The following is a 23503-nucleotide window of genomic DNA, read 5'->3' as shown; positions in this document are numbered from 1 at the left end:
CCGTCCGGCGCCGGGCCGTCAATGCTGTTGTTACGAAACCCCCCAGCCCCGTCTCAACCGCCACGGCCATGGCGTGACCCATGGCTTGCTATACGCATGCAGCACCGCGGTCTGTCAACGCCGCCCGCAATGGCCGCGGGAGGTCCCTTTTGCGCCTCCCGACCAGCTTTCCAGCCGGCCTCGCGCAAGCCATTCGCCGCTGCAAAATGCGCTTGAAATGGCGGTTTTCCGGGTGTTCCGGCCGCTCCGGAGCGGACCTTTGGCGCGGCAGAGGTCGCGATCTAGGCGATTGGATGAATTTGTCTTTCGCGGCTGAAACGTTTCAGGAGCCGGATTGTAGACCTGACTTTTTTTGGGTGTATTTCCCTCACGTCAGTTTTGCACCCCAGCCGGCCCGATCGACCCGCCGGAGGGCAAGCCTCAGGGGCCGGCGTCGGCGCTCTGAGTCTCTCGGACCGACGGGCGCCGGACCATGCCGCTGACGACATAGGCCGCCGCGCCCAGCGCCGTGATCCAGAAGCTCGTCGGCCAGTCGGTCAGGAAGGCTAGCGTCAGGCTGATCCAGGCGATGATCACGGCAAGCGCGATGGACGCCAGCACGCCGGCTCCGACGCCGCTGGTAAGCCTGAGCGCAGTGGCTGCAGGCGCCACCATCAGCGCGAAGACGAGCAGCACGCCGACGATCTGCACCGCCTCGGACGTGGCGACGGCGACCAGCACCATGAACAGGGTCGAGACAAGAGTGAGCGGCACGCCGCGCGCTTCGGCGAGTTCCGGCTGCAGGCTGGCGAACAGCAGCGGGCGCGCGATCAGCACAAGAGCTAAGAGGATCGCCACCGCCAGCACCGCAAGCACGATAACGGTGCGCAGGCTGATGCCCAGCACATTGCCGAACAGCACGTTGGTCGCCTGCGAGGCGAAGGCGGTGTAGAAATGCAGAAACAGCAAGCCCAGGCCGAGCGACAGCGTCAAAACGATGCCGATGGCGACGTCGCGATGCGCGCGCTCGCCAAGCAGGCCGATGCCGATGCCGGCGGCGACGGTAAACACCGTGAGGCCGAGAAACGGCGACAGCCCGATCAGGCCGGCGCCCGTGGCGCCGGGAAAGCCGACATGGGAGAGCGCATGACCGGCGAAGGTCTGGCCCCGGAGCACGAGGAAATAGCCGACGGCGCCCGAAACGATGCCGACGATGGTGCAGGCATAGAAGGCGTTGCGCATGAATTCATAGTCAAAGATCGTGGACATGCGCCCCGCTCTCCAGTTCGACATCATCGGCCATGACGAAGATGCGGCCGGCAACCCGCACCACATTGATATGCGTGCCGTAGAGTTTCGACAGCACCGGACCGCTGATGACCTCGTCGACGGAGCCGATCGCCGCCTTGCCGTTGCCGAGATAGAGCACGCGGTCGACGGCGCGCAGCAGCGGGTTGATCTCGTGCGAGCAGAACAGCACGGCAATGCCGAGCCGCTCGCCGATCTGATGCACCAGGTCGATGATCGCGCGCTGATGGCCTGCATCAAGACTGATCAGCGGCTCGTCGAGCAGCAGCAGTTGCGGATTGCCGATCAAGGATTGCGCGATCAGGATGCGCTGGCGCTCGCCACCGGAAAGCTCGCCCAGCGGCCGCCGCGCAAGGTCGCCGGCGCCCACCTCTTCAAGAGCCTTCCACGCCGCCTCCTTCTCGGCAGCCGATGCGACGGGCCAGCCCCAGCGATGCCCGCCGGCGGCACTCAGCACGAAGTCGAGGCCGCTGACGCCGACATCGCCAAGCGCGCGCCGCGCCTGCGGCATATAGCCGATGTCGGCGTTGCCGCGCGTCGGCGATTTGCCAAGCACCGAAATGGCGCCGCCGGCCGGTTTGATCAGGCCGAGAATGGCGCGCAGCATCGTCGTCTTGCCGGCGCCATTGGCGCCGAGCAGGCCGACAAAGGCGCCTTGCGGAATCGAAAAGGAGACGTCGGATAAAACCCGGCGTCCCCCATAGGTCAGCGTGACCTTGTCGAATTCGATTGCGTTCATTTAGTCACATTCATTCGCAGTCACGTTCATTGCGTGCGGGCGGCGAGCGCCTTCTGGACCGCGTCGATCTGGCCGCCGAACCAGGTCTGGATCGTCTGGCCCGCCGGTTCCGTCTCGGTGACGCCGATGACCGTGACCTTGTTCTGCTTGGCGATGTCGAGCAGCCTTGTCGTTGCCTCGTCGGTCACCTGCGAATTGTAGAACAGGATCTTGGCCGAGCCGTCCTTCAGGCTGTTTTCGAACGCCGCCACCTGCGTGGCGCTCGGCTCCGCATCGTTCATCAAGGCCACCTGGAAATCGTAGTTCAGCATCTTGAGACCGAGCGCTTCCGCCATGTAGCCGAAGACCGGCTCGGTAGCCGTCACCTCGGTGCCGGCATAGGTGTTCTTGACGCCGGCGATTTCCTTGTCAATGGCCTCGAGCGAGGTCTGGAATGCCTTCAGGTTCGCCTCATAATGCACGGCATTGGCCGGATCGCGCTTGGCAAGATCGGCGCTCAGCGCCTTGGCGATGGCCGGCAGCGTCGCCGGGCCGTACCACAGATGCGGATTGTCGCCCGACTTCTTGCCGATCAGGTCGGCGGCGACGATGGTCGTGCGATCCTTGGCTGTCGAGGCCGACAGCAGCTTGTCCATCCACGGATCGTAATCGGCGCCGTTGTAGATGACGATCTTGGCGTCGGCGATGGTGCGCGCCGTCGACGGGCTGGTCTCGAACAGATGCGGATCGTCATCGGGATTGGCCAGGATGCTGGTGACGGTGACGTTGCTGCCGCCGATCTGGCGGGCAAGGTCGCCATAGAAATTCTCGGCCGCCACGATGGTCAGCTTGTCTTCGGCGCGGGCAGCCGTGCCGGTCAAAAGCGGCACCGCGACGAGCAGCGCGGCGAGAAAGGGAATGCGACGCATCCGTGGTCTCCTTGCAGTCTGAAAGGTATGTCGCCGGAGAGGCGGGCTGTGTAACTGTATAACAGTAATAATATAACGTTTGCGTCGAAAATACGGCTGATGTCAATGGGCTTTTCGAGCCGCGCAGTTTTTCACGCGCACAAAAGCGTGAGCGGCCTGCGCCGACCAGGCGGAGCCACTCATGCCTGTCGGCTATATGCGAAAGGGCAGGCGATCGCCGGCACCGCGAGGCCGCCGCGAGCACACCGGTCGTGGCGGTATCCTGATGAATTCGCGGCGGGTAAGTTCCTTGCTTGTTGCCGTCAGTTTTGCGGACGCCTTCCCTCCCACGCGTCCTGCAACAGGGCGCGGATTGCGGCGCGGTCGAAAGGCCGCGGATTCCAGTATGGGTTCCTGGTCGCAATCTCAGCGGGGCGGTCGAGATCGGCCTGCTTGAGGCCGAGTTCTTTCAATGTAAGGGGCGCGCCGACCGCCTTGGCGAAATCGTGGAGACCGCTACCGGCGCTGCCGCCAAACAAGTCGGCGACCGGCTTCAACAAGTCGGGCACCGCGACGGCGTTGAAGCCGATCGTGTGCGGCAACATCACCGCATGCGTCTCGGCATGCGGCATGTCGAAAGAGCCGCCGAGCGTATGACAGATCTTGTGATGCAGCGCCATGCCGACGGCGCCGAGCACCGTACCGCACAGCCAGGCGCCGTAAAGCGCATCGCCGCGTGCATCGATATTTCCAGGCTCCTTGGTCAACACCGGCAGCGCCGCCGTCATGGCGTGCAATCCTTCTTTCGCCATCAGGGTGGAAATCGGATGGCGATCCTGCGCGTAAAGCGCTTCGGCCGCGTGCGCCATGGCGTTGAGTCCTGACGCGACGCTCATCGCTATCGGCAGGCCGACGGTCAGCTCTGGATCGTAGATCACCACTTCCGGCAGGATCCTTGCGTCACGCATTGTGGTTTTTTCGCCGTTCTCGGTCTGACCGAGGATCGGCGTCACCTCCGAGCCGGCATAGGTGGTCGGGATGACGATCTGCGGCAGGTCGGTGCGCCAGGCGATCGCCTTGCCGAGACCGGTGGTCGAGCCGCCGCCAAGCGCGACAACGCAGTCAGCGTTGACCTCGGTCGCCTTGGCCATTGCCGTTTGGGTTACCTCGACCGGCGTGTGCATGGCGGCGCCCGAAAAGGTGCCGGCCGCCAGCGCGCCGAGGGATTTGGCAAGCGCCTCGCCGTCGGCAGCCCGATGCGGCGTCGACAGCACCAGCGCGCGATTGCAGCCGAGTTTTTCGATCCAGGTGCCCACCTCGGACGACGCGCCATTGCCGAAGACAATATGCGCAGGGCTGCCGGAGTAGGTGAACGTCCTTGTCATGCCGATCCGCTCCCTTTGCATATTGTCACTGTGACGGAGCCGAAATCGAGCGACCAGCTCTCGCCGCCGGCGACATCGTTTGCGTCGTCACCGTCTCGCAAGCGGGGCCTGATCTCTCCCGCGTACTCGCAAACGTATCGCCTTGACCACAAAAACGTCAAAAAAGTATCAGTGAGGTGGACACACCGTGGTGGCGGCTGCATGAATTGCCGCCTAAGCTTCGATCACTGCAGAGAGCGGCAAACGCGGCCTGCGGGAGATGGCACTGCAACTGGTCGCATGACCGGACCGGCGCCGGGAGGAACTGACATGAATCCGGACTTGGAAGTCGTCCAGATCAGACGCGGCGAGTCGTTCAAGGCCTGGGCCCACGGCTACCCCTTCCACACGGTGCGCTGGCACTTCCACCCCGAATACGAAATCCATCACGTCGTCGCCACCACGGGCCATTATTTCGTCGGTGACTTCATCGGCGAGTTCGAGCCCGGCAATCTCGTGCTCACCGGCCCGAACCTGCCGCACAACTGGGTCAGCGACGTGCCGGCAGGCGCCAGCGTGCCGCTGCGCGGCCGCGTCGTGCAGTTCTCGCAAGAGTTCATTGCCGACGCCACCGCCGCGTTGCCGGAACTTGCCGGTTGTGAAAACATTCTCGAGCTCAGCCGCCGCGGCGCGCTGTTCTCCATCGCTACCGCCAAGCTCACCGCACCTGTGCTGGCCGAACTGGTCGAAGCGCAAGGCGTTCGCCGCATCGCTTTGTTCATGGAGCTGGTCGATATTCTGAGCCGCGCCGCCGATGTGCGGACGCTCACCAGCGCCAGCTATCTGCCAGATCCCTCAGGCTTCATGTCGGCCGGCGTCAACAAGGCGCTTGCCTATATCAACGCCAACCTGACCGAGCCGTTCAGCGAAAGCGATCTGGCGGCGATCGCCGGCCGCAGCCCGAGCGCGTTTTCGCGCAGCTTCCGCCGCCATACCGGCATGGCGCTGGTGCAGTATGTCAACCGGTTGCGCATCAACCTCGCCTGCCAACTGCTGATGAGCGAGGCCGACATGCCGATCACCGAGATCTGCTATGCCGCCGGCTACAACAACATCTCGAATTTCAACCGCCAGTTCCTGACCCAGAAAGGCATGTCGCCTTCGCGCTTCAGGGCCCTGCTGGCGGAAAACATCAGCGCGGAGATTGCCGCCTAACAGGGAGGACCGGGAGGAGCCTAGACATTTACTGAGGTAAGAACGCGGGGTGCGTTGGAGGCGCCCCGTGCTGGAGATCGCTTGTCCCGAAATCCAGAGATATCAAGAGGATGCGCAGCACGGATCAAGTGCTCCGTTGTTCCTCGCAACAGCCCGACTGCTGTCAAGGCCCGGCGCCATGTGGTGTCCAGGGCTTCATGAAACCATTCCTTGAAACGGAGCTATCGAAATGACCAGATTTGCCTGGAAATCGACGGGAGCCATCGCGCTCACTCTTTCTCTTCTTGGCGGCACCGCTGCCTTTGCCGCCCCGGTTACCGACGCCACGGTCGCCTTCTTGATGCCCGACCAGGCCTCGACGCGCTACGAGCAGCACGACTATCCCGGCTTCGTCGCCGAGATGAAAAAACTCTGCCCCGGCTGCAAGGTGATCTACCAGAACGCCGATGCCGACGCCTCGCGCCAGCAGCAGCAGTTCAACTCGGTGATCTCGCAAGGCGCCAAGGCGATCGTGCTTGACCCTGTCGACTCGACTGCCGCCGCCTCGCTGGTCAAGCTGGCGCAGAGCCAGGGCGTCAAGGTCATCGCGTATGATCGCCCGATCCCGACCGCACCTGCCGACTTCTACGTCTCGTTCAACAATGAAGGCATCGGCAAGGCCATTGCCGACTCGCTCGTCGAACACCTCAAGGCGCTGAAGGTCGACCCCGCCAGCGGCGGCCTGCTGCAGATCAACGGATCGCCGACCGACGCGGCCGCCGGGCTGATCAAGAAGGGCATCCATTCCAGCCTCGACAACAGCGGCTACAAGATCCTTGCCGAATACGACACGCCGGAATGGGCGCCGCCGAAGGCGCAGCAATGGGCAAGCGGCCAGATCACCCGCTTCTCCACGCAGATCGTCGGCGTTGTTGCGGCCAATGACGGCACCGGTGGTGGCGCCATCGCCGCCTTCAAGGCCGCCGGAGTCGATCCGGTGCCGCCGGTGACCGGCAATGACGCGACCATCGCCGCCCTGCAGCTGATCATCGCCGGCGACCAGTACAACACCATCTCCAAGCCGAGCGAGATCGTTGCGGCGGCTGCCGCCAACGTCGCCGTCCAGCTTCTGTCGGGCGAGACGCCGAAGGCCGAAATGACCCTCTACGACACCCCGTCGCAGCTGTTCACGCCGGCGGTGGTGACGCAGGAAAACCTCAAGGCCGAGATCATCGACAAGAAGATCAACACCGCCGAAGAGCTTTGCGTCGACCGCTATGCCGAAGGCTGCAAGAAGCTCGGCATCACAAAGTGACAATGCAGGTCGCCCAAAATCGCGCAGCGGTTTTGGGATAACGACATGCATAAAAGATGACCTAGAATCCTGATCCTGCTTTCCGGCCGCCCTTGCGGCGGCCGGAAGTCCGCAGTCACTCTTGACCGCCCATCCGGAAAGGTTTGCCACCATGTCTGACATCTCTGACGGACCGGTTTCGGCAGGCGAGCTGGTGCTCAGCCTGCGCGGCATCTCGAAGAATTTCGGCGCCGTTTCGGCGCTCACCGATATCGATCTCGATGTCCATGCCGGCGAGGTGGTGGCGCTGGTCGGCGACAATGGAGCCGGCAAGTCGACGCTGGTCAAGATTCTGGCCGGCGTTCACCAGCCGAGCTCGGGGACCATCAATTTCCGTGGCAAGCAAGTGACCATGCCTGACCCGAGTGCGGCGCTGACGCTCGGCATCGCCACCGTCTTCCAGGATCTCGCACTGTGCGAAAACCTCGACGTCGTCGCCAACATCTTTCTCGGCAAGGAGATCAACCCGCTGCGGCTGGACGAGGTGGCGATGGAAATTCGCGCCTGGACGCTGCTCAACGAATTGTCGGCGCGTATTCCAAGCGTCCGCGAGGCGGTCGCCTCGCTGTCCGGCGGCCAGCGCCAGACCGTGGCGATCGCCCGCTCGCTGCTGCTCGACCCCAAGGTCATCCTGCTCGACGAGCCGACCGCCGCTCTTGGCGTCGCCCAGACGGCGGAAGTGCTGAACCTCATCGACCGGGTGCGCGAGCGTGGGCTCGGCGTGCTGATGATCAGTCACAATATGGAGGACGTGCGCGCCGTCGCCGACCGCATCGTGGTGCTCAGGCTCGGCCGCAACAACGGCGTCTTCGAACCCGACGCCTCGAACCAGGAACTGGTCAGCGCCATCACCGGCGCCGCCAACAATGCAGTGTCGCGCCGCGCCGAACGGCGCAAGGCCGCCGAACAAGCGAACAATCAGGAGCAGCGGCCATGAGCGCGGAGCCCAAGCAGGACACCTCCTCATCGACGGCCCTCGACCGCAGCGACGTGCGCGTCAAGCACCAGGCCGGCGTTGGTGGCGCCATCAGCGCCTTCTTCGACCGCGTCCGCTCCGGCGACCTCGGCTCGTTGCCGGTCATCGTCGGCCTGGTCATCATCTGGAGCGTGTTCACCGCCCTCAATCCGGTCTTCGTCTCGTCGAGCAATCTGGTCAATCTCCTGTTCGACTGCTCGACCGTCGGCGTCATCGCGCTCGGCATCGTCTGTGTGCTGATGGTCGGTGAGATCGACCTGTCGGTCGGCTCGATCAGCGGCTTTGCCTCGGCCATGGTAGGCACGCTGTGGGTCAACCAGGGCTGGCCGGTGGCGCTCGCCATCCTCGCCGCAATTGCCGTCGGCGGTTTCATCGGCGCGCTCTATGCCTTGCTGTTCAACCGGCTCGGCATGCCAAGCTTCGTCTCGACGCTCGCCGGCCTGCTCGCCGTGCTCGGCCTGCAGCTGTATATTCTGGGCTCCACCGGCTCGATCAATCTGCCCTATGGCTCGAACCTGGTGAATTTCGGCCAGTTGCTGGTCATGCCGGACTGGCTGTCCTATGCACTGGCGGCATTGCCCGGCATCGTCATGCTGATCAGCGGCCTGCGCACCGTCAGCCGCCGCCGGGCCGTCAATTTGTCGGCGCCGTCTGTCGGCGGCCTCATCGTGCGCGTCGCCGCCCTGACCATCCTGCTCGAACTGATCGTCGGCTATCTCAACCAGGCGCGCGGCATACCGTGGATGTTCGGCCTGTTCGTCGGCCTGGTGGTGGCGATGAACTATGCGCTGACCCGCACCCAATGGGGCCGCTCGATGACCGCCGTCGGCGGCAACCGCGAAGCGGCGCGCCGCGCCGGCATCAAGGTGCGCTCGATCTACCTCAGCGCCTTCGTCATGTGCTCGATGTTTGCCGCCCTCGGCGGCGTGCTGTCGGCGGCGCGACTGGCCTCGGCCAGCCAGCAGGCCGGCACCGGCGACGTCAACCTCAACGCCATTGCGGCGGCGGTCATAGGCGGCACCAGCCTGTTTGGCGGCCGTGGCAGCGCCTATTCCGCGCTGCTCGGCATCATCGTCATCCAGTCGATCGCCAGCGGGCTGACCTTGCTCGATCTGTCATCGTCGCTTCGCTACATGATCACCGGCGCCGTTCTGGCAATTGCGGTCATCGTCGACTCCCTGGCACGCCGCTCGCGGGTTTCCCACGGCCGCGCCTGAACGCAACCGCAATCGATACGAGGATAGAATGGCTCAGGATTTGAGTGGAAAGGTCGCGGCGATCACCGGCGCCGCGTCGGGCATAGGCCTGGAATGCGCGAGAGCGCTGATTGCCGCCGGCGTTCGCGTTGTGCTCGTCGACCGAGCCGAAGACGCGCTGAAAAGCGTCTGCACCGAACTCGGTCCCGACGCGATCCCGCTGGTGATCGATCTGATGAAGCCGGCCAGCGTCGCGACGATGATGCCGCAAATCCTGGACAAGGCCGGCCCGCTCGATATCTTCCACGCCAATGCCGGCGCCTATGTCGGCGGCCCGGTGCTCGAAGGCGACCCCGATGTGTGGGACCGCATGCTGAACCTCAACATCAATGCGGTCTTTCGTTCCATCCACGCCGTGCTGCCGCATATGGTCGAACGCAAGACCGGCGACATCATCGTCACGTCTTCGATCGCCGGACTGGTGCCCGTGGTCTGGGAGCCGATCTACACAGCGTCGAAACACGCCGTGCAGGCCTTCGTCCATACGGTGCGCCGCCAGGTCGCCCCGCACGGCCTGCGCGTCGGGGCGGTGCAGCCGGGGCCGGTGGTGACAGCGCTGATCAGCGACTGGCCGAAGGACAAGCTTGAGGATGAACTGGCCAAGGGCGGCCTGATTCAACCGGTCGAGGTCGCCGAAGCCGTGCTGTTCATGCTGACTAGGCCACGGAACGTCACCATCCGGGACCTGGTGATCCTGCCGCAGAGCAATGATTTGTGAGGCAGTAGGCATTAGGCAGTAGGGAATGGGGAGAGGCTCTTGCAACTGGCCGTTCACTGCTGACCATCTCGCCTACTGCCTACTGCCTACTGCCTACTGCCTACTGCCTACTGCCTAACTTCTGAGGTTTCCCATGTCCCACTTCCTCGGCATCGACGTCGGCACTGGCAGTGCCAGGGCGGGGGTGTTCGACAGCAAGGGCACCATGCTTGCTTCGGCGAAGCGCGACATCGCTCTGTTCATCGAGCCCGGCGAAATCGCCGAACAGTCGAGCGAGGACATCTGGCGCGCGGTTTGCGCCAGCGTGCGCGAGGCGGTGACGGAGTCGGGGCTTGCCGGGCGCGACATTGCCGGCATTGGCTTCGACGCCACCTGTTCGCTGGTCGTGGTCGGCCAGGATGGCGCGCCGTTGCCGGCCGGCAGTTCCGGCGACAGCCAGCGCAACATCATCGTCTGGATGGATCACCGCGCGCTCGACCAGGCGCAGCGCATCAATGCCGGCAAGCACGCCGTGCTCGACTATGTCGGCGGCACCATTTCGCCGGAAATGGAAACGCCGAAGCTGCTGTGGCTGCGCGAGAACCTGCCCGCCACCTTCGATGCGGCCGAGCATTTCTTCGACCTGACGGACTATCTGACCTGGCGCTCAACCGGCAGCCTGGCGCGCTCGATCTGCACGCTGACCTGCAAATGGACCTATCTCGGTCATGAGCGGCGCTGGGACGATGCCTATTTCCGTGCCATCGGCCTCGGCGCGCTCGCCGATGAAGGCTTTGCCCGCATCGGCACCGAAATCGTCGAGGGTGGCACGGCACTTGCCCAAGGCCTCACTGAGGCCGCCGCGGCCGATCTCGGCCTGCTGCCGGGAACGCCGGTTGCGGCCGGCCTGATCGATGCCCATGCCGGCGGCGTCGGCACGGTTGGCGGGCAGGGCTCGGTCGGCACCTTGCAGTCGCGCATGGCCTATGTGTTCGGCACTTCGGCCTGCACCATGGCCAGCACCAGCGAGCCGGCCTTCGTGCCCGGCGTCTGGGGTCCGTATTTTTCCTCGATGGTGCCGGGGCTTTGGCTCAATGAAGGCGGGCAATCGGCGGCGGGTGCTGCAATCGACCACCTCGTCGCTTTCCATCCGGCCACGGCTGAGGCATCCGCAAAAGCCAAGGCGGAAGGTCTCGGCCTGACCGCTTGGCTTGGTCAGCAGGCGGCGAAGCAGTCCGCCGACCTGTCCGCCGTAGCGCACCTGGCCGGGAGACTGCATGTCGTGCCGGAATTCCTCGGCAACCGCTCGCCCTTCGCCGATCCCGAGTCCAAGGCCCTGATCGCCGGGCTTGGCATGGACACGTCCCTCGACAGTCTGGTCGCCCTCTATGTCGGCGGCCTGCTGGGCATCGGCTACGGCGTTCGCCAGATCCTGGCGGCGATGGCCAAAAAAGGCATTGCCATCGACACTATCGTCGTCAGCGGCGGTGCGGCGCAAAGCGAGCTGGTACGTCAGCTTTTGGCCGACACGACGGGGCTGACCGTCGCCGGTTCGACCTCGCCCGAACCGGTGCTGCTCGGCTCGGCCATATTGGCGGCGGTGGCGGCGCAAAGATATCCCGATGTGATCGCGGCGATGACCGGCATGTCGCGCATCGGCGACATCTATCGCCCGGCCGGTGGCGACCTCGTGCCCTGGCACGACAAGCGCTTCGCCGCCTTCGAATTGCTGCAGCAGGCAGGCCGCGCCATCCGCGATTGAACGGCTTGGCTCACGTCCAGAAATAGCGGACGATGTGGAAGAACACCGGTGCGGCGAAGACCAGGCTGTCGGCGCGGTCCATCATGCCGCCGTGACCCTCGATCAGGTGACCCCAGTCCTTGACGCCCTGGTCGCGCTTGATCGCCGACGCCACCAGCCCGCCAAGGAACCCCATCAGGCAGGCGATGAAGGCGACGCCTGCCGCCGCGAGCGGCGAGAACGGCGTCAGGAACGACAGCAGCGCGCCGAGCAGGCTCGATGACACCAGCCCGCCGATCAGCCCTTCCCAAGTCTTTGATGGCGAAACGGACGGCGACAAAAAATGCCGGCCGAACAGCTTGCCGAAAATGTATTGCAGCACGTCGCTGCCTTGCACGGTGATGATCAGGAAGGCGATGAGCAGGAGGTTGCGGCCCTCGAAACCGGGCACGTTGAGCGTCAGCAGCGCCGGCACATGGCTGACGCAGTAGACCGAGATCATGACCGCCCATTGCTGCGCCGACACCCGCTCGAGGAAGCGCTCGGTGTCGCCGTTGAGCGCAGTGATCGCCGGCATCAAGAGGAAGCAGTAGACGGGGATGAAAATGGTGAAGAGCCCGTACCAGGCGGTCCACACCAGCCAGTACTGGAAGGGAATGATGATGCCGAACATGCCGAGCAGCACCCAGTGGTCGCTGCGCCGGCTGTGCGTCAGCGTCACGAACTCGCGCAGCGCGGCAAACGAGATCAGCGCAAACAGGATGGTCATGCCGGTGCGGCCGAAGAAGAACGCGACGGTGATCGCCAGCACCATCACCCACCAGGCGTTGATGCGCTGGTTCAAGTTGACGAGCGTCGAGGGCAGCGGCTTCGGCGCCCGCCATGAGAGGATACCGGCAACGATGCTCGCCATGGTCAGCACGCAGATCAGGCCGGCCAGCAGGATGACGGTTTCATGCATTGGCGGCAGTGTCATACGAAGTCTCTTTGCCTGGTCATGCTAGTGGTCCCGATCGGGACGCGGGTTGAGCGACAGCAGCGTCTGGCGCGCGCGCTCGAGGAAGGTGCGGCGTTCTTCGCCGGGCGCGATCGCCACCGGCGGACCGAAGACGACGCGGCACAAAAGCGGCACCGGTAGGAACTGGCCCTTGGGCAGCACGCGCGACATGTTCTCGATCCAGCACGGGATGAGTTCGACATCCGGCCGCGCCATCGACAGATTGTAGAGGCCGGAGCGGAACGGCAGCAGATCCGCCTCCGTCGTGTTGCGAGTGCCTTCGGGAAACAGGATCAGCGAGTGGCCGTCGTCGAGCACCGACAGCATGATCGAGATCGGGTGTTGCGTTTCGTCGGTCCACTGCCGGTGGATGAGCACGGACGACAGCATGTCCTGCGCGATGAAGCGGCGCAGCCGCGACTTGCCCCAATATTCGGCCGCCGCGATCGCATGGGTGCGGGCGCGCACTTTCTCGCTCAGACAAGCCGACAGCAGGATGAAATCACCATGGCTGGCATGGTTGGCGAAGTAGATGCGCTGCCGCTCCGACGGCTGGCTGCCGTTCCAGATTGGTCTGACGCCGGTTACCACCCAGGCCGCCGCCGACAGGCCGACCGACGTCACCGTCTGCAGCAAGGTGAAGGTGTTGGCGCGCAGGTGAAGTTTTGTCATGGCTCAAACAAATGCTGCGAAAAGGGATGCCGCAGCAAACATGGCGAGCGCCATGCGCTGCCTTGTCAGCAGGCGGCGCGTGCCTGCCATGCGATGGTCGAGCGAGCGGCCGCCGGCAGTGGTGGATTTCAGGCGCATGCGCGCCAGCACATCGTCGACCGCGGCACCTCCGGCGGCCTCGCTGGCGTGGCTTGCCATCAGCCGGAACAGCAGCGCATCGAACAAAAGCAAGGCCGAAAGAGCCAGCGTGGCCACGGCGCTCGCCGCCGCGACCAGCCAGGCCGCCGCGGACAGCGCTGTCGTCTGCGGTCCGGCCACCAGGCCGATGACCGGCGCTGCCATCACAGCCGCGACCACCAGCAGGATCGGCCACACCGCCTGCACCATCAGCCCGGCGGCGAATATTTCGGCCTTCTCGGGAAAATTGTCGCCACTCATGCCGGCCAACTCATGTCGGTTCTTCCAGCCCCGGTTCATCCAGCCCGATCTGAAGGTGCACGGGCCTGCCCGACGCGGCGAGTTTCTTGCGCGCCTGTGCAGCTGTGTACGAGCGCCCCGTCACCACCAGCCAGTCGGCGACGACGGCTGCACTGCGCTGGAAGCCGAGCGCGCAGCAGACCAGGACGGTGCCGCGCCGGCGCGCCAGCTCGATCGCCGCCACCGCTCGCTCCAGCCTGTCGTGAGGCGGCGCCACGAGGTCGAGCATCGCGTAGCTGATCCAGCGGCAGGTCACGCCGCGCGGCCGTTCCATCTCGCCGGCAAGGTCGATCACTGTGCCGAAGCGGTTGGCCTCGTCGGCACTCGGAAACCGGCCGAGGAAAACACCGTCGGTGATCTCCGCTTGCGGCGCCAGTTGGCGGGTCCATACCCACACATTGATCCGGGCGCCAAGCCGGTAGGGCAGGAGCAGGATGCGGCTGGCCAGTGAGACACTGGCATCGGCCGCCTTCTGGAACACTTTGGCGCCGGCCCCGGCATAGGCGAAGGCGACGATGGCCAGCGCCAATGCCGGCCACAACAGGATGAGAAAATCGGCGGAGACAAACGCTCCGCCGGCAGCGCCGGCCAAGGCAAGGGCGGCGCCCAGCGCGTAGTAGCCCGCCAGCCGCCGCGCCTTGGGGTCGGCGGTCAGACGAAAACCCCAGAAAGGCAATTCGCCCTTGAACGGAAACAGCCATAGCGCAAACAGGCCGAGCAGCGCGCCGGTCGGAATGTCGATGAAATGATGCTGCCACGTCGTCAGCACCGAGGCGCCGATGAGAAAACACCAGACGTGCCAGACGGGGCGGAGAATGCCGCCGAGACGGTGACGTGCCAGAACGTGACGCCAATGGTCCCAGATGATCACCAGGAGTGCGATGTGCAGGGATGGCGCCTGGTTGAACGGCTTGTCGAAACCACCGAGCACTGCAAACAGGAAACCCGGCAGGCCGGTGGTTTCCGGCCGCACGAATGTCGCCGTCAGCGGGAACGCGATGAAGCAGGCGACGGCAATGATCTGCGCCGAGAGATAACGGCCGGCGAGCCGGTCGACACCGCGCCTGGTCGTGTTGAGCAGCAACGATAGGCCGTAGAACAGATTGATCGACCAATAGGGCACGATCGTCCAGGCGACGAAAGGGATGGCGTGTTCCCAGGCAAACACGATGCTGCCGACATGGTCGCGCCGCGACGCCAGCCAGTTGGCAAAGCCATAGGTCGAATAGAAGAACGGCGCCAGCAGCGCCAGCCAAAGGGCGGCCCTCAGCACGATGCCCAAATAGGGTTCCCGCGCCGGGGCAGGGTCAGTGACAGGCAGGGCCATGGTCTCAGACGCGCCGTGCGACCGAGACGGTGAAGATGCCCCATTGGTCGATGCGCTGGTCGATCTTTTCGAAACCGGCAGCCGTCACCAACTGGTCCATCTCGCCCTGCGTGCGCCGCCGCATCACCCAGGCCTGGCCGCCGCGATGCGAGGTCAGGCTGCGCGCGATCATCTCCAGCTGCGGATGCCATGGCTGGTTGGTGTAGACGAGCAGGCTGCCGGACTGCATGGCGCTGGCCAGCCCGCCGAGCGAGCGGGAAATCATCGTGTTGTCGGCGAACAATTCGTAAAGCCCGGAGACGATGGCGAGGTCCGGCGCCGGCTTTTGCCCGGCCAGCATGTCGGCATCGAAGGCGTCGGCCTGGTGGAAGCTGACGCTGGTCGGCAGACGCCGCTCGGCGATCAGCTTCGAACCCAACCCGACATTGAGCTCGGAATAATCCTGCAGCCGCACGCTTGCTGGTGGTTCAGTGCATTTGGCGACGGCATCGAGCACATAGCGGCCGTGACCGGCGGCGATGTCGAGCATGTGGACGGGACGGCCGGCTGCCTTCAGGCTGGCGGCGGCGTTGCCGATCAGCTCTTCCAGATGCAGCTTGCGCTGGCGGATGCCGCGCCAGCCGATGGCGTCGAGGAAGGTGCGGTCGACCATGCGGCCGATGAAGCCGGTGCCGCGCGCATCGTTCTCGTAGACATAGTCGAGCGTCGAGCCGGAATCGAAGCCGGTGGCGATGCCGATCTTCATGCCCGAAGACAGCCAGGCGCCCATGCGGATCGAGGCGCGACTCATCGCCCAGAAAATACCCTTGGGCGACAGCAGCGTCAGCGGCGAGGCGAGCCTCTCGGCCTCGTCGCGGGTGTAGCCGGCGCGGTCGGCCTGAAGCAAGTCGATGGTTCTCCCCGGCGTGGCAAATTGCTTTTCGAGGAATGGCCGGATCAGGTCCAGCGCCTGCTGGCGATCGCGCTCGCCCAGCGTGTCGTGGAAGAAGCCGGGCAGCACATGCCGCTCCTTGGCGCTGCTGCCGAGATTGACGAAGAACTCGTGCTGCGGTCCATGCCGCACCACCCAATCGCTGCCGGAGATCAAGAGCTGCGTCGGCGCGGTGATGGCGCGCGCGTCCGAGACGATGCGGGCAGCGTGGTCGTAAAGCTCGACCAGGATGTTGGAGGCGATCGGTCGCGTGATCAGCGGATCGGCGTCGAAGGAAGCGATGCGCTCGGCATCATGCGTCAGGAACTTCGCCTTGACGTAGGAATTGACGAAGAAGCGGCCCTTGAGCTTCTGCCACAGCGCAATGCCCTCCTTGGCGAAGGGCACGTAGAGCTTGACCGAAAAGGCCGGTGAAGCCACCACCAGCGCGCGGATGTCGGGCGCATAGTCATGCACCCAGGCAGCAGCCAGCACGGCGCCGAAGGACTGCGCGATCAGCGCGATGTCGCGCTGGCCAAAACCATCCCGGCCGATCTCGCGCACCAGGCAGTCGATATCACGCACCAGGGCGGCAAAGGACGGCGCATAGCCGCGCTCGCCGGCCGATCGGCCATTGCCGCGGGCGTCCCAGGCGTAGAAGGCATGGTCGGGCATGGCGAGCTCGTCGACCAGATGCGCCATGCGGCCGCCATGCTCGTGGCCGCGATGGAACAGCAGGATCGCACCCTTTGGCGCCGACCCGGCGGCCGGCCAGTAGCGGTAGAAGATCTCGGTGCCGTCATGGCTCTTGAACGTGCGCTCCTGCGCGATGCGCTCGAGGCTTGCCGGTGCTAGGGCGGCGATGGTCTGGTGGATCATGGTTTCCCTCTGGCGGTCGGGTGCCTGACGCTTTGGCATCAGGTGCCGCCCGCTCTAAGGCCGCTGCGTATCCGGTTGATGGCGGTTATCCCCGACAGTGTAGCCATGATCGGAAACACAAATGGCGCGATCCCCGCCACCCACAGGCCGCAAGCGAGGAGAAAGCCGATGACGCCGAGCACCAGGGCTCGGTCGCTCTTGCCGAACGGCCCGGCATAGTTGCGCCCGCTGCCTGCGGCAACGCCAAGCACGCCGGCGAACTCGACAAGCATGGCGGTAATAGCGAAGGCGACGACACCCCAGGCCGGGAACAAGGTGGCAAAGGCCAGGATCAGCGCCAGGTCCGAGACGACGTCGCAGAGTTCGTTGAGAAACATGCCGAGTTTTGATGCTTGCCCATGTTCCCTGGCCAGCATCCCGTCAATGGCGTTGAGCGCCATGCGCACGAACAGCACCACCGGCATCAACAGGAAAACCAGGGGATGGTAGGCAAAGGCCGCGACCACCAGGCCGGTGGCGATGGAGAGCGCCGCGGCGAGAAGCGTGATCTGGTTGGCGGTGACGCCGGCATCGGCCAGCCGGTCGGCCAGCGGCCGCAGCCTGGCCTGAAAGGCCGGTTTCAGTTGATAAAGCGTTGGCATGTGCGATCCCCCAACCGCGGCTCATGACAGTGTCGGCGAGATTGGTCAATCGGCAGGCAGGGCGCAAGGGCTTGCACCAGCATCCGCACCGTTGCGGGATTCGAAACTCCCGGCATGGATGCAGAGGCGCAGCCGAAGATCTCGGCCAAGCAGGATGTTGCGCGCTACAAACCGCCTCGCAAATGAGAACTTTACAAATATTCGTATTTATATGAAGTAAATCACTGAAAGGTCCATCATGACAAACAGTCGCTTCGCCACCCGCCTGAATTCCTTCGCCTCGCGGCCGCAAGCCGAATGGCCTGATCTTACCGGCAAGCCGTCCATGCTGCAGATGGCAGCCCGCGCGGCCAAGGTCGACGGGCTGACCGACCTTGATCTTAATTTCCCCGACCATGTCAGTGAAAAGCCGGCTGAAATCGCCCGAAAGCTCGGTGATTTCGGGCTTTCCATCAATGGCTTTGCCATGCGTTACTACTCCAATCCGGCCTTCAAGCTCGGCGCCTTCACCAATCCGGACCCGGCGGTGCGCCGCGAAGCCATCGACTTGACCAAGGCCGGTATCGATGCGGTGCGCGCGGCCGGCGCCAGTCTGATGACGCTGTGGCTGGGCCAGGATGGCTTCGACTATGCATTTCAAACTGACTATGCGACGCTCTGGCAGCACGAAATCGAGGGGATTCGTGAAGTTGCCGCGCATGATCCCGGCTGCCAGATCAGCCTGGAGTACAAGCCTAACGAACCGCGCTCCTACTCGCTGATGCCGGATGCGGCGACCACCTTGCTGGCGATCCGCGAGGTCGGCCTACCCACTCTCGGCGTCACGCTCGATTTCGCCCATGTGCTCTATGCCGACGAACAGCCGGCCTTCGCCGCGGCGCTGATCGCTCGCCACAGCAAGCTGCTCGGCGTCCATCTCAACGATGGCTATGCCAAGCGCGACGACGGCCTGATGGTCGGCGCGGTGCACACGCTGCAGACCATCGAACTGCTGCGCCAGATCCGCCGCGACGGCTACGCCGGCGCCATCTACTTCGACACCTTCCCCGACATGACCGGGCTCGATCCGGTGCGCGAATGCGAAGTCAACATCGCCACCGTCAAGCGCCTGCTGCGCGTTGTCGACCGGCTGGAGAAGGATAACCGCCTGTCCGCCGCCATGGACAGCCAGGACGCCGTGACGTCGCAGGCTATCGTCCAGGAAGCCATGCTCGGGTCGTGACGAGGGGACGTGGATGACGTTGAGCAATCTCGATCTGAAAGCCGTGGGGCCGCGCATCCGCATGATGATGCCGCATCTCACCCCGCTTGAGGCCAAGGTGGTGGAAACCGTCTTCGGCCGGCGCGGTTTCGACGAGACCATTCCGCTCAAGCAGATCGCCGAGGAGGCCGGCGTGTCGGAGGCGATGGTGGTCAAGATCGCCAAGAAACTCGGCTTCTCCGGCTACCGCGACTTCCGCACCGCCGTCTATGAATACAGCCGCCTCCCGACCGCCGAGATGCACCAGGAACTGTCGGTCGACGACAGCTCGGCCGAGATCGTGCAGAAAGTGTTCCGCACCTCGATCCAGGCGCTGGAGGAGACGCTCGCGATCCTCGACATGGACGATTTCGACCGTGCCGCCGATCTGCTCTACCGCGCCAGGAACCGCGATTTCTATGGTGTCGGCGGCTCCGCCCAGATCGCCCGCGACGTCTCGCACAAATTCCTGCGCATCGGCATCCGCGCGTCTGTCTATGACGACTCGCACATGATGCTGATGTCGGCCTCGCTGCTCGGCGCCGACGACATCGCCGTCGGCTTTTCGCATTCCGGCAACACGTCGGCCGTCATCGACGCCATCCATCTTGCCCGCAAGAGCGGCGCCCGCACGCTGGCCATCACCAACTACGACAACTCGCCGCTGGCCCGGATTGCCGACATCGTGCTGTGCTCGACCGCGCAAGGCTCGCCGCTGATGGGCGAAAACGCAGCGGCGCGCATCGCGCAACTCAACATCCTCGACGCTTTGTTCGTGGCGGTGGCGCAGCGCGACTACCAGGCGGCGGAGCGCAATCTCGGCCGCACCATGTCGGCGGTCACCTCGAAACGAAAAGACCGGGGCACATGACGGTTCCGCTGGTCACCGTCTTCGGCAGCCTGCACTACGACATCATGGTCGACGCGCCCGACCGTCCGCGCAAGGGCGAGACTGTGACCGGCCATGCCTGGCAGCCGAAATGCGGCGGCAAGGGCGGCAACCAGGCGGTCTCGGCGGCACGCGCCGGCGTGCGTGCGGCGATGATCGGCGCCGTCGGCGACGACGATTTCGGCACGGCGCTGCTGGCCAATCTCGATCGCGCCGGCGTTGATCGCCGCTTCGTGCGCGTGGCGGCAGGCGCAGGCTCCGGCATCAGCGTGGCGATCTTCGACAGCGATGGCGACTATGGTGCGGTGATCGTCTCCGGCAGCAATCTCACCCTGGGCAGTGATGACATCGCGGCTGCGGGCGAGGTGGTGGTACAGACGGCAGTGCTGTTGCTGCAGAACGAAGTGCCCGATGCCGCCAACATCGCTGCCGCGCGCGCGGTGAGGGCATCCGGAGGCCGCGTCGTGCTCAACGCCGCACCGGCGCGAACACTGTCGGCCGAATTGACCGCGCTGATAGACATCGTCATCGTCAACGCCATCGAAGCGGAATTTTTGGCCGGCGTTCCGGTCGTCGATACGCTCGCCGGCGCAACCGAAGCCGCGCGGCGGCTGATCGATGCCTACCCCTCGGCGATCGTCACCGCCGGCGGCGAAGGTGTCGCCTATTGCGACCGGACCGGCGCGGCCTTCGCACTGGCGGCCGTCCCGGTCAAGGTCGTCAGCACCCATGGCGCCGGCGACGAATTCGTCGGCGCCTTCGCGGCAGGCCTCGCCCGTGGCCATCCGATGGAAGCGGCGATCGCCACGGCCAATGCCGCCGCCGCCTCGCTGGTGGCGACACCGGAGGGAAAGCGCAGCTCGCGTTGAAAACTCAGGCCGCATATTGCCGCCTCCAAACCCGTGCCCCCGTCGATGAGCGAAACGGCAAACCGGGCGCGGCGAGAACCTGCTTGGCTTTGCCCTGATGGAGGCGCGGGACCAAGCTGCGTGGTCGAAAGTAGGGAGCTTCAGTCCGCTTCGCCGGCCGAACTTTTGCCGCACTGCGCCAGCACCTTACCGATCGCAGCGCTCGAGCCCGTCAGCGGAAAGCTGTTCTCGCCATATTTGTCGGCCGTAACCGTGACGTCGCCCTTGCCGCGCAACAGGCCGAGCAGTGGATCGTCTTTGCTCAGCTCAGCCGTGAAGTAATTATACATGGCCTCGAGGTCGAGCTTTTTGGTCACGCTCTTGTCACCGCCCTTGAAGGTGAAGGAAGCGCTGATGCCGGGTTCCAGCTGCTGGCCGGCCGCACCCAGATCGTAGCTCAGCACCGGCTTGTCGAAACAGACGAGCATCAGATGCGCATCGGCCTTCGGTCCGCCGCACACCGAAGCCGTCAGCACGCTGCCGCCTTCGTCTTCTTCCATCTTGGCGCTCCAGTTGCAGGATGCGGCAAAAGCCGGCTGCGCGGCTTGCAGCGCGGCCAGAACGGAACCTGCCATCATGAACTTCGCCAATGCACTTTGCATGATCCCCTCCCAAGCTACATTCAACGAGATCATACAGGACAAAAGGCCTGGTGACAGCGGCATATGCCGTCTTAGCCCCCGGCGCGCCCCATTGATCAAGCCTTTGAGACCGGCCTCGACGTCCAGGGCGGCTCCGGCGCGAAGCGCTTACCGATCCAGTCGGCGAAGGCGCGTGTCTTGGCGGCTTGTCCCCTGGCCGAGGGCATGACGACATAGACAGCGCCTTCGTCGGCCAGCGTCCAGTCCTCCAGCAACGGCACCAGCCGTCCGTCGGCGAGTTCGCGCCCGACCAGCCAATCGGTGCTCATCATCAGGCCGAGGCCTTGCACCGCGGCTTCGACCAGCACTTCGGCATCGTCGCAAACCATCGGCCCCGAGACTTCGACGTTAACGCGGCGGCCCGAACTGTCGGTCATCTCCCAGTTGGGAAAGGTCTGGAAGCCGGAGAAGCCGAGGCAGGCGTGTTCGGTCAGCGCTTCCGGCGTTTCCGGCGCGCCCCTGCGGGCGAGGTAGGAGGGAGCAGCGCACAGCAACCGCCGCCGTGTCGCGATCTTGCGCGCCACCAGGCGCGAGTCCTCCAGCGCGCCGAGACGGACGGCGACATCGAAGTTCTCTGCAACGAGATCGACGAACCGGTTGGAGAACTCGGCCTCGATGCGGACATCCGGGAACGTCGCTAGAAAGTGCGGCAACAGCGGCCCGATCCACATACGCCCAAAGGTTCCCGGCAGCGCCAGCCGCAGCAAGCCGCGCGGCGTCCCGCTGGCATGCGCGGAAGCAGCAGCCTCGGCTTCGTCTACCGAGGCCAGGATGGCGCGGACGCGTACCAGGAACTCCGCTCCCGCCTCCGTCAACGATACGCTTCGGGTGGTCCGGTGCAGCAGCCGCACGCCGAGCCGCTGCTCCAGCGATTGCAGGCGGCGTGACAGAACCGTCGAGTCGCGCCCGACGCGCAACGCTGCCTTGGTGAAGGAGCGCGCTTCGGTGATGGCCGCAAAGGCGGCCATTTCGGCAAGGCTGGCGGGGTCGTGTGATTGCTGCATAAAGCACAGGACTCAAATGTAAAAATTCCGGATTATCTGCTTGTAGCGCAGCAGATAGCTTCACTCAATCCTGACGATTGACCCCTTAAGCAGGAATGCGTGAGCCATGAAAGCCATCGAACTGACCGCCGCCAAGCTGGACGCCTTTCGCGCCACCACCATTGCCACGCCTGAACCGCAGCGCGGCGAAGTGCTGATCCGCCAGCGCGCCGCGAGCCTGAATTTCGTCGATGTGGCGGTGGCCAGCGGCAATTATCGCGTGCCCGGCTTTCCGCTCATTCCCGTCGCCGACGGCGCCGGCGAGATCGTCGCGCTGGGGGAGGGCGTTACGGATTTCGCCGTCGGCGATCGCGTCATTGCCCATGCCAAGCCGCGCTGGATCGGCGGTCCGCCCCGGCCTAACGAGATGACACAGATGCGCGGAATTTCGCTGCCGGGGTCGCTCGCCGAATATGTCGCGCTGCCGGCCAACTCGCTCGTGCCGGTACCGGCTCGTCTCTCCTTCGAGGCGGCGTCGACGCTGCCGATCGCCGGGACCACCGCCTGGAACGCCGTCCGCGCCGCCGATGTCGGGCCGGGCTCGGTCGTCGTGCTGCTCGGCACCGGCGGCGTTTCCATCTTCACCCTGCAGCTGGCGAAAGCCGCCGGCGCAACCGTCATCATCACTTCTTCGTCGGACGAGAAGCTGGAGCGGGCGAAGGCACTCGGCGCCGATCATCTCATCAACTACCGCGCGACGCCCGACTGGGACGGCAAGGTGCTGGAACTGACCGGCGGCCTCGGCGCCGACCTCGTCGTCGAGACCGCCGGCACCGCCACCTTCGCCCGCGCCGTCAACGCCACCGCGCCTGGCGGCACGCTGTTCACCATCGGTTTCGTCACCGGCGCCGAGGCCACGGTCGACCTGCTGCCGATCATCATCAAGGCGCTGAAGGTGGTCGGCAACAACACCGGGTCGGTATCTGACCTTCGCGCCGCCGTCCGCGCCATCGCCGCCGCCCGGATCGACCCGGTCGTCGACAAGGTGTTCAGCCAGGAGCAGGCGGCCGAAGCCTACGCGCACATGGCGGCAGGCGGGCAGCATTTCGGCAAGCTTGCCTTTTCGTTGGAGTGGTAGCCCACGGCTGGTGCGACGTTTTGGGTTGGCGAAAGCGGTTGAGCGCGTAATCTCCCCACTCGAGGGGGAGATGGCCGCGAAGCGGTCAGAGGGGGTCGGTCCGACCGGGCTCGACCTACTGCGGCGGAAGGAGGTTGGCGCTCTACGAGAGGCGACCCCCTCTGTCGCCTTCGGCGACATCTCCCCCTCGTCAAGGGGGGAGATTACGCACGTGTCCGAACCGGATAGATAGGTAACAGAATGGACCGATAGCATGGGTGACAGTTTTCTTGTCCGCCGGAGGACCGGCGATGGTTTGGCGAGAGA

Annotated in this window: 22 protein-coding genes; 10 read left to right on the top strand and 12 right to left on the bottom strand. The window is 64.8% G+C overall.

The annotated features are described in order from the left end of the window. Nucleotides 1-420: 420 nt before the first annotated feature. From NKI15_RS09035 to NKI15_RS09020, 4 genes are all read right to left on the bottom strand, one after another. Complete coding sequence (locus NKI15_RS09035) at nt 421-1248, bottom strand: metal ABC transporter permease (protein WP_352515350.1); 828 nt, start codon at nt 1246-1248, stop codon at nt 421-423. Beyond that, nucleotides 1232-2026, bottom strand: a complete 795-nt coding sequence (locus NKI15_RS09030) for a metal ABC transporter ATP-binding protein (RefSeq protein WP_352515351.1) — start codon at nt 2024-2026, stop codon at nt 1232-1234. The genes NKI15_RS09035 and NKI15_RS09030 overlap by 17 nt, the downstream gene beginning before the upstream one ends. 26 nt (nt 2027-2052) lie before the next feature. Further along, on the bottom strand, nt 2053-2934 hold the full coding sequence (locus NKI15_RS09025) for a metal ABC transporter solute-binding protein, Zn/Mn family (RefSeq protein ID WP_352515352.1): 882 nt from the start codon (nt 2932-2934) through the stop codon (nt 2053-2055). A gap of 302 nt (nt 2935-3236) precedes the next feature. Further along, complete coding sequence (locus tag NKI15_RS09020; RefSeq protein ID WP_352886034.1) at nt 3237-4298, bottom strand: maleylacetate reductase; 1062 nt, start codon at nt 4296-4298, stop codon at nt 3237-3239. 309 nt (nt 4299-4607) lie between these two features. Here NKI15_RS09020 and NKI15_RS09015 point away from each other — a divergent pair, with 309 nt between their 5' ends. The 6 genes from NKI15_RS09015 to NKI15_RS08990 all read left to right on the top strand — a co-directional run bounded on the left by NKI15_RS09015 (nt 4608) and on the right by NKI15_RS08990 (nt 11516). Beyond that, entirely contained in the window at nt 4608-5492 is an 885-nt protein-coding gene (locus NKI15_RS09015; protein WP_352515354.1) for an AraC family transcriptional regulator, read from the top strand. A 229-nt stretch (nt 5493-5721) separates the two neighbouring features. Continuing rightward, nucleotides 5722-6786: an ABC transporter substrate-binding protein gene (locus NKI15_RS09010; RefSeq protein ID WP_023672498.1), complete on the top strand. Its 1065-nt coding sequence runs from the start codon at nt 5722-5724 to the stop codon at nt 6784-6786. Nucleotides 6787-6937: 151 nt separating this feature from the next. Further along, on the top strand, nt 6938-7762 hold the full coding sequence (locus tag NKI15_RS09005) for an ATP-binding cassette domain-containing protein (protein ID WP_352510886.1): 825 nt from the start codon (nt 6938-6940) through the stop codon (nt 7760-7762). Continuing rightward, nucleotides 7759-9018 carry a sugar ABC transporter permease gene (locus NKI15_RS09000; RefSeq protein WP_023672500.1) on the top strand — a complete coding sequence of 420 codons (1260 nt, stop codon included), beginning with the start codon at nt 7759-7761 and terminating at the stop codon, nt 9016-9018. The genes NKI15_RS09005 and NKI15_RS09000 overlap by 4 nt, the downstream gene beginning before the upstream one ends. A gap of 28 nt (nt 9019-9046) precedes the next feature. Further along, a complete protein-coding gene (locus NKI15_RS08995; protein ID WP_023685460.1) occupies nt 9047-9775 on the top strand; it encodes an SDR family oxidoreductase in 729 nt (242 codons plus the stop codon). A 133-nt stretch (nt 9776-9908) separates the two neighbouring features. Continuing rightward, nucleotides 9909-11516: an FGGY-family carbohydrate kinase gene (locus NKI15_RS08990; protein WP_023693833.1), complete on the top strand. Its 1608-nt coding sequence runs from the start codon at nt 9909-9911 to the stop codon at nt 11514-11516. A 10-nt stretch (nt 11517-11526) separates the two neighbouring features. Here NKI15_RS08990 and NKI15_RS08985 read toward each other — a convergent pair whose 3' ends face one another. Genes NKI15_RS08985 through NKI15_RS08960 form a run of 6 tightly spaced genes read right to left on the bottom strand, consistent with a single transcriptional unit; the run spans nt 11527 to nt 17398 of the window. Then, the gene (locus NKI15_RS08985; protein WP_031201228.1) at nt 11527-12456 is read right to left on the bottom strand and encodes a phosphatidate cytidylyltransferase; all 930 of its coding nucleotides are present in this window, start codon (nt 12454-12456) and stop codon (nt 11527-11529) included. A 39-nt stretch (nt 12457-12495) separates the two neighbouring features. Beyond that, nucleotides 12496-13164, bottom strand: coding sequence for a lysophospholipid acyltransferase family protein (locus tag NKI15_RS08980; protein WP_023672504.1), 669 nt, complete (start codon nt 13162-13164; stop codon nt 12496-12498). Nucleotides 13165-13167: 3 nt separating this feature from the next. After that, nucleotides 13168-13602, bottom strand: a complete 435-nt coding sequence (locus NKI15_RS08975; protein WP_023693832.1) for a hypothetical protein — start codon at nt 13600-13602, stop codon at nt 13168-13170. 10 nt (nt 13603-13612) lie between these two features. Further along, nucleotides 13613-14968: a phosphatase PAP2/dual specificity phosphatase family protein gene (locus NKI15_RS08970; protein WP_023807771.1), complete on the bottom strand. Its 1356-nt coding sequence runs from the start codon at nt 14966-14968 to the stop codon at nt 13613-13615. 4 nt (nt 14969-14972) lie between these two features. Further along, nucleotides 14973-16754 carry a bifunctional alpha/beta hydrolase/class I SAM-dependent methyltransferase gene (locus NKI15_RS08965; protein WP_031208640.1) on the bottom strand — a complete coding sequence of 594 codons (1782 nt, stop codon included), beginning with the start codon at nt 16752-16754 and terminating at the stop codon, nt 14973-14975. Nucleotides 16755-16795: 41 nt separating this feature from the next. After that, complete coding sequence (locus tag NKI15_RS08960; RefSeq protein WP_023703071.1) at nt 16796-17398, bottom strand: CDP-alcohol phosphatidyltransferase family protein; 603 nt, start codon at nt 17396-17398, stop codon at nt 16796-16798. A 238-nt stretch (nt 17399-17636) separates the two neighbouring features. Between NKI15_RS08960 and NKI15_RS08955 the strand changes: the two genes are divergently transcribed. Genes NKI15_RS08955 through NKI15_RS08945 form a run of 3 tightly spaced genes read left to right on the top strand, consistent with a single transcriptional unit; the run spans nt 17637 to nt 20396 of the window. Beyond that, the gene (locus tag NKI15_RS08955; protein ID WP_023695492.1) at nt 17637-18620 is read left to right on the top strand and encodes a sugar phosphate isomerase/epimerase family protein; all 984 of its coding nucleotides are present in this window, start codon (nt 17637-17639) and stop codon (nt 18618-18620) included. Between the two features lie 13 nt (nt 18621-18633). Then, nucleotides 18634-19509 carry a MurR/RpiR family transcriptional regulator gene (locus NKI15_RS08950; RefSeq protein WP_023730361.1) on the top strand — a complete coding sequence of 292 codons (876 nt, stop codon included), beginning with the start codon at nt 18634-18636 and terminating at the stop codon, nt 19507-19509. Beyond that, on the top strand, nt 19506-20396 hold the full coding sequence (locus tag NKI15_RS08945) for a ribokinase (RefSeq protein WP_023695490.1): 891 nt from the start codon (nt 19506-19508) through the stop codon (nt 20394-20396). Before NKI15_RS08950 ends, NKI15_RS08945 begins: the two co-directional genes overlap by 4 nt. A gap of 140 nt (nt 20397-20536) precedes the next feature. On the opposite strand, the gene NKI15_RS08940 is transcribed toward NKI15_RS08945, so the two are convergent. After that, a complete protein-coding gene (locus NKI15_RS08940; protein ID WP_023713519.1) occupies nt 20537-21037 on the bottom strand; it encodes a hypothetical protein in 501 nt (166 codons plus the stop codon). A gap of 95 nt (nt 21038-21132) precedes the next feature. Continuing rightward, nucleotides 21133-22080, bottom strand: coding sequence for a LysR family transcriptional regulator (locus NKI15_RS08935; RefSeq protein ID WP_352515355.1), 948 nt, complete (start codon nt 22078-22080; stop codon nt 21133-21135). A 106-nt stretch (nt 22081-22186) separates the two neighbouring features. On the opposite strand from NKI15_RS08935, the gene NKI15_RS08930 reads away from it, so the two are divergent. Continuing rightward, complete coding sequence (locus tag NKI15_RS08930) at nt 22187-23197, top strand: zinc-dependent alcohol dehydrogenase family protein (protein WP_352515356.1); 1011 nt, start codon at nt 22187-22189, stop codon at nt 23195-23197. The last annotated feature ends 306 nt before the right edge of the window (nt 23198-23503 follow it).

It is taken from the genome of Mesorhizobium sp. M0862 (assembly GCF_040319795.1).
Taxonomy (GTDB): domain Bacteria; phylum Pseudomonadota; class Alphaproteobacteria; order Rhizobiales; family Rhizobiaceae; genus Mesorhizobium.
Note: the sequence above shows the minus strand (reverse complement) of the source record. Positions and strands in the feature narration are given on the sequence as shown.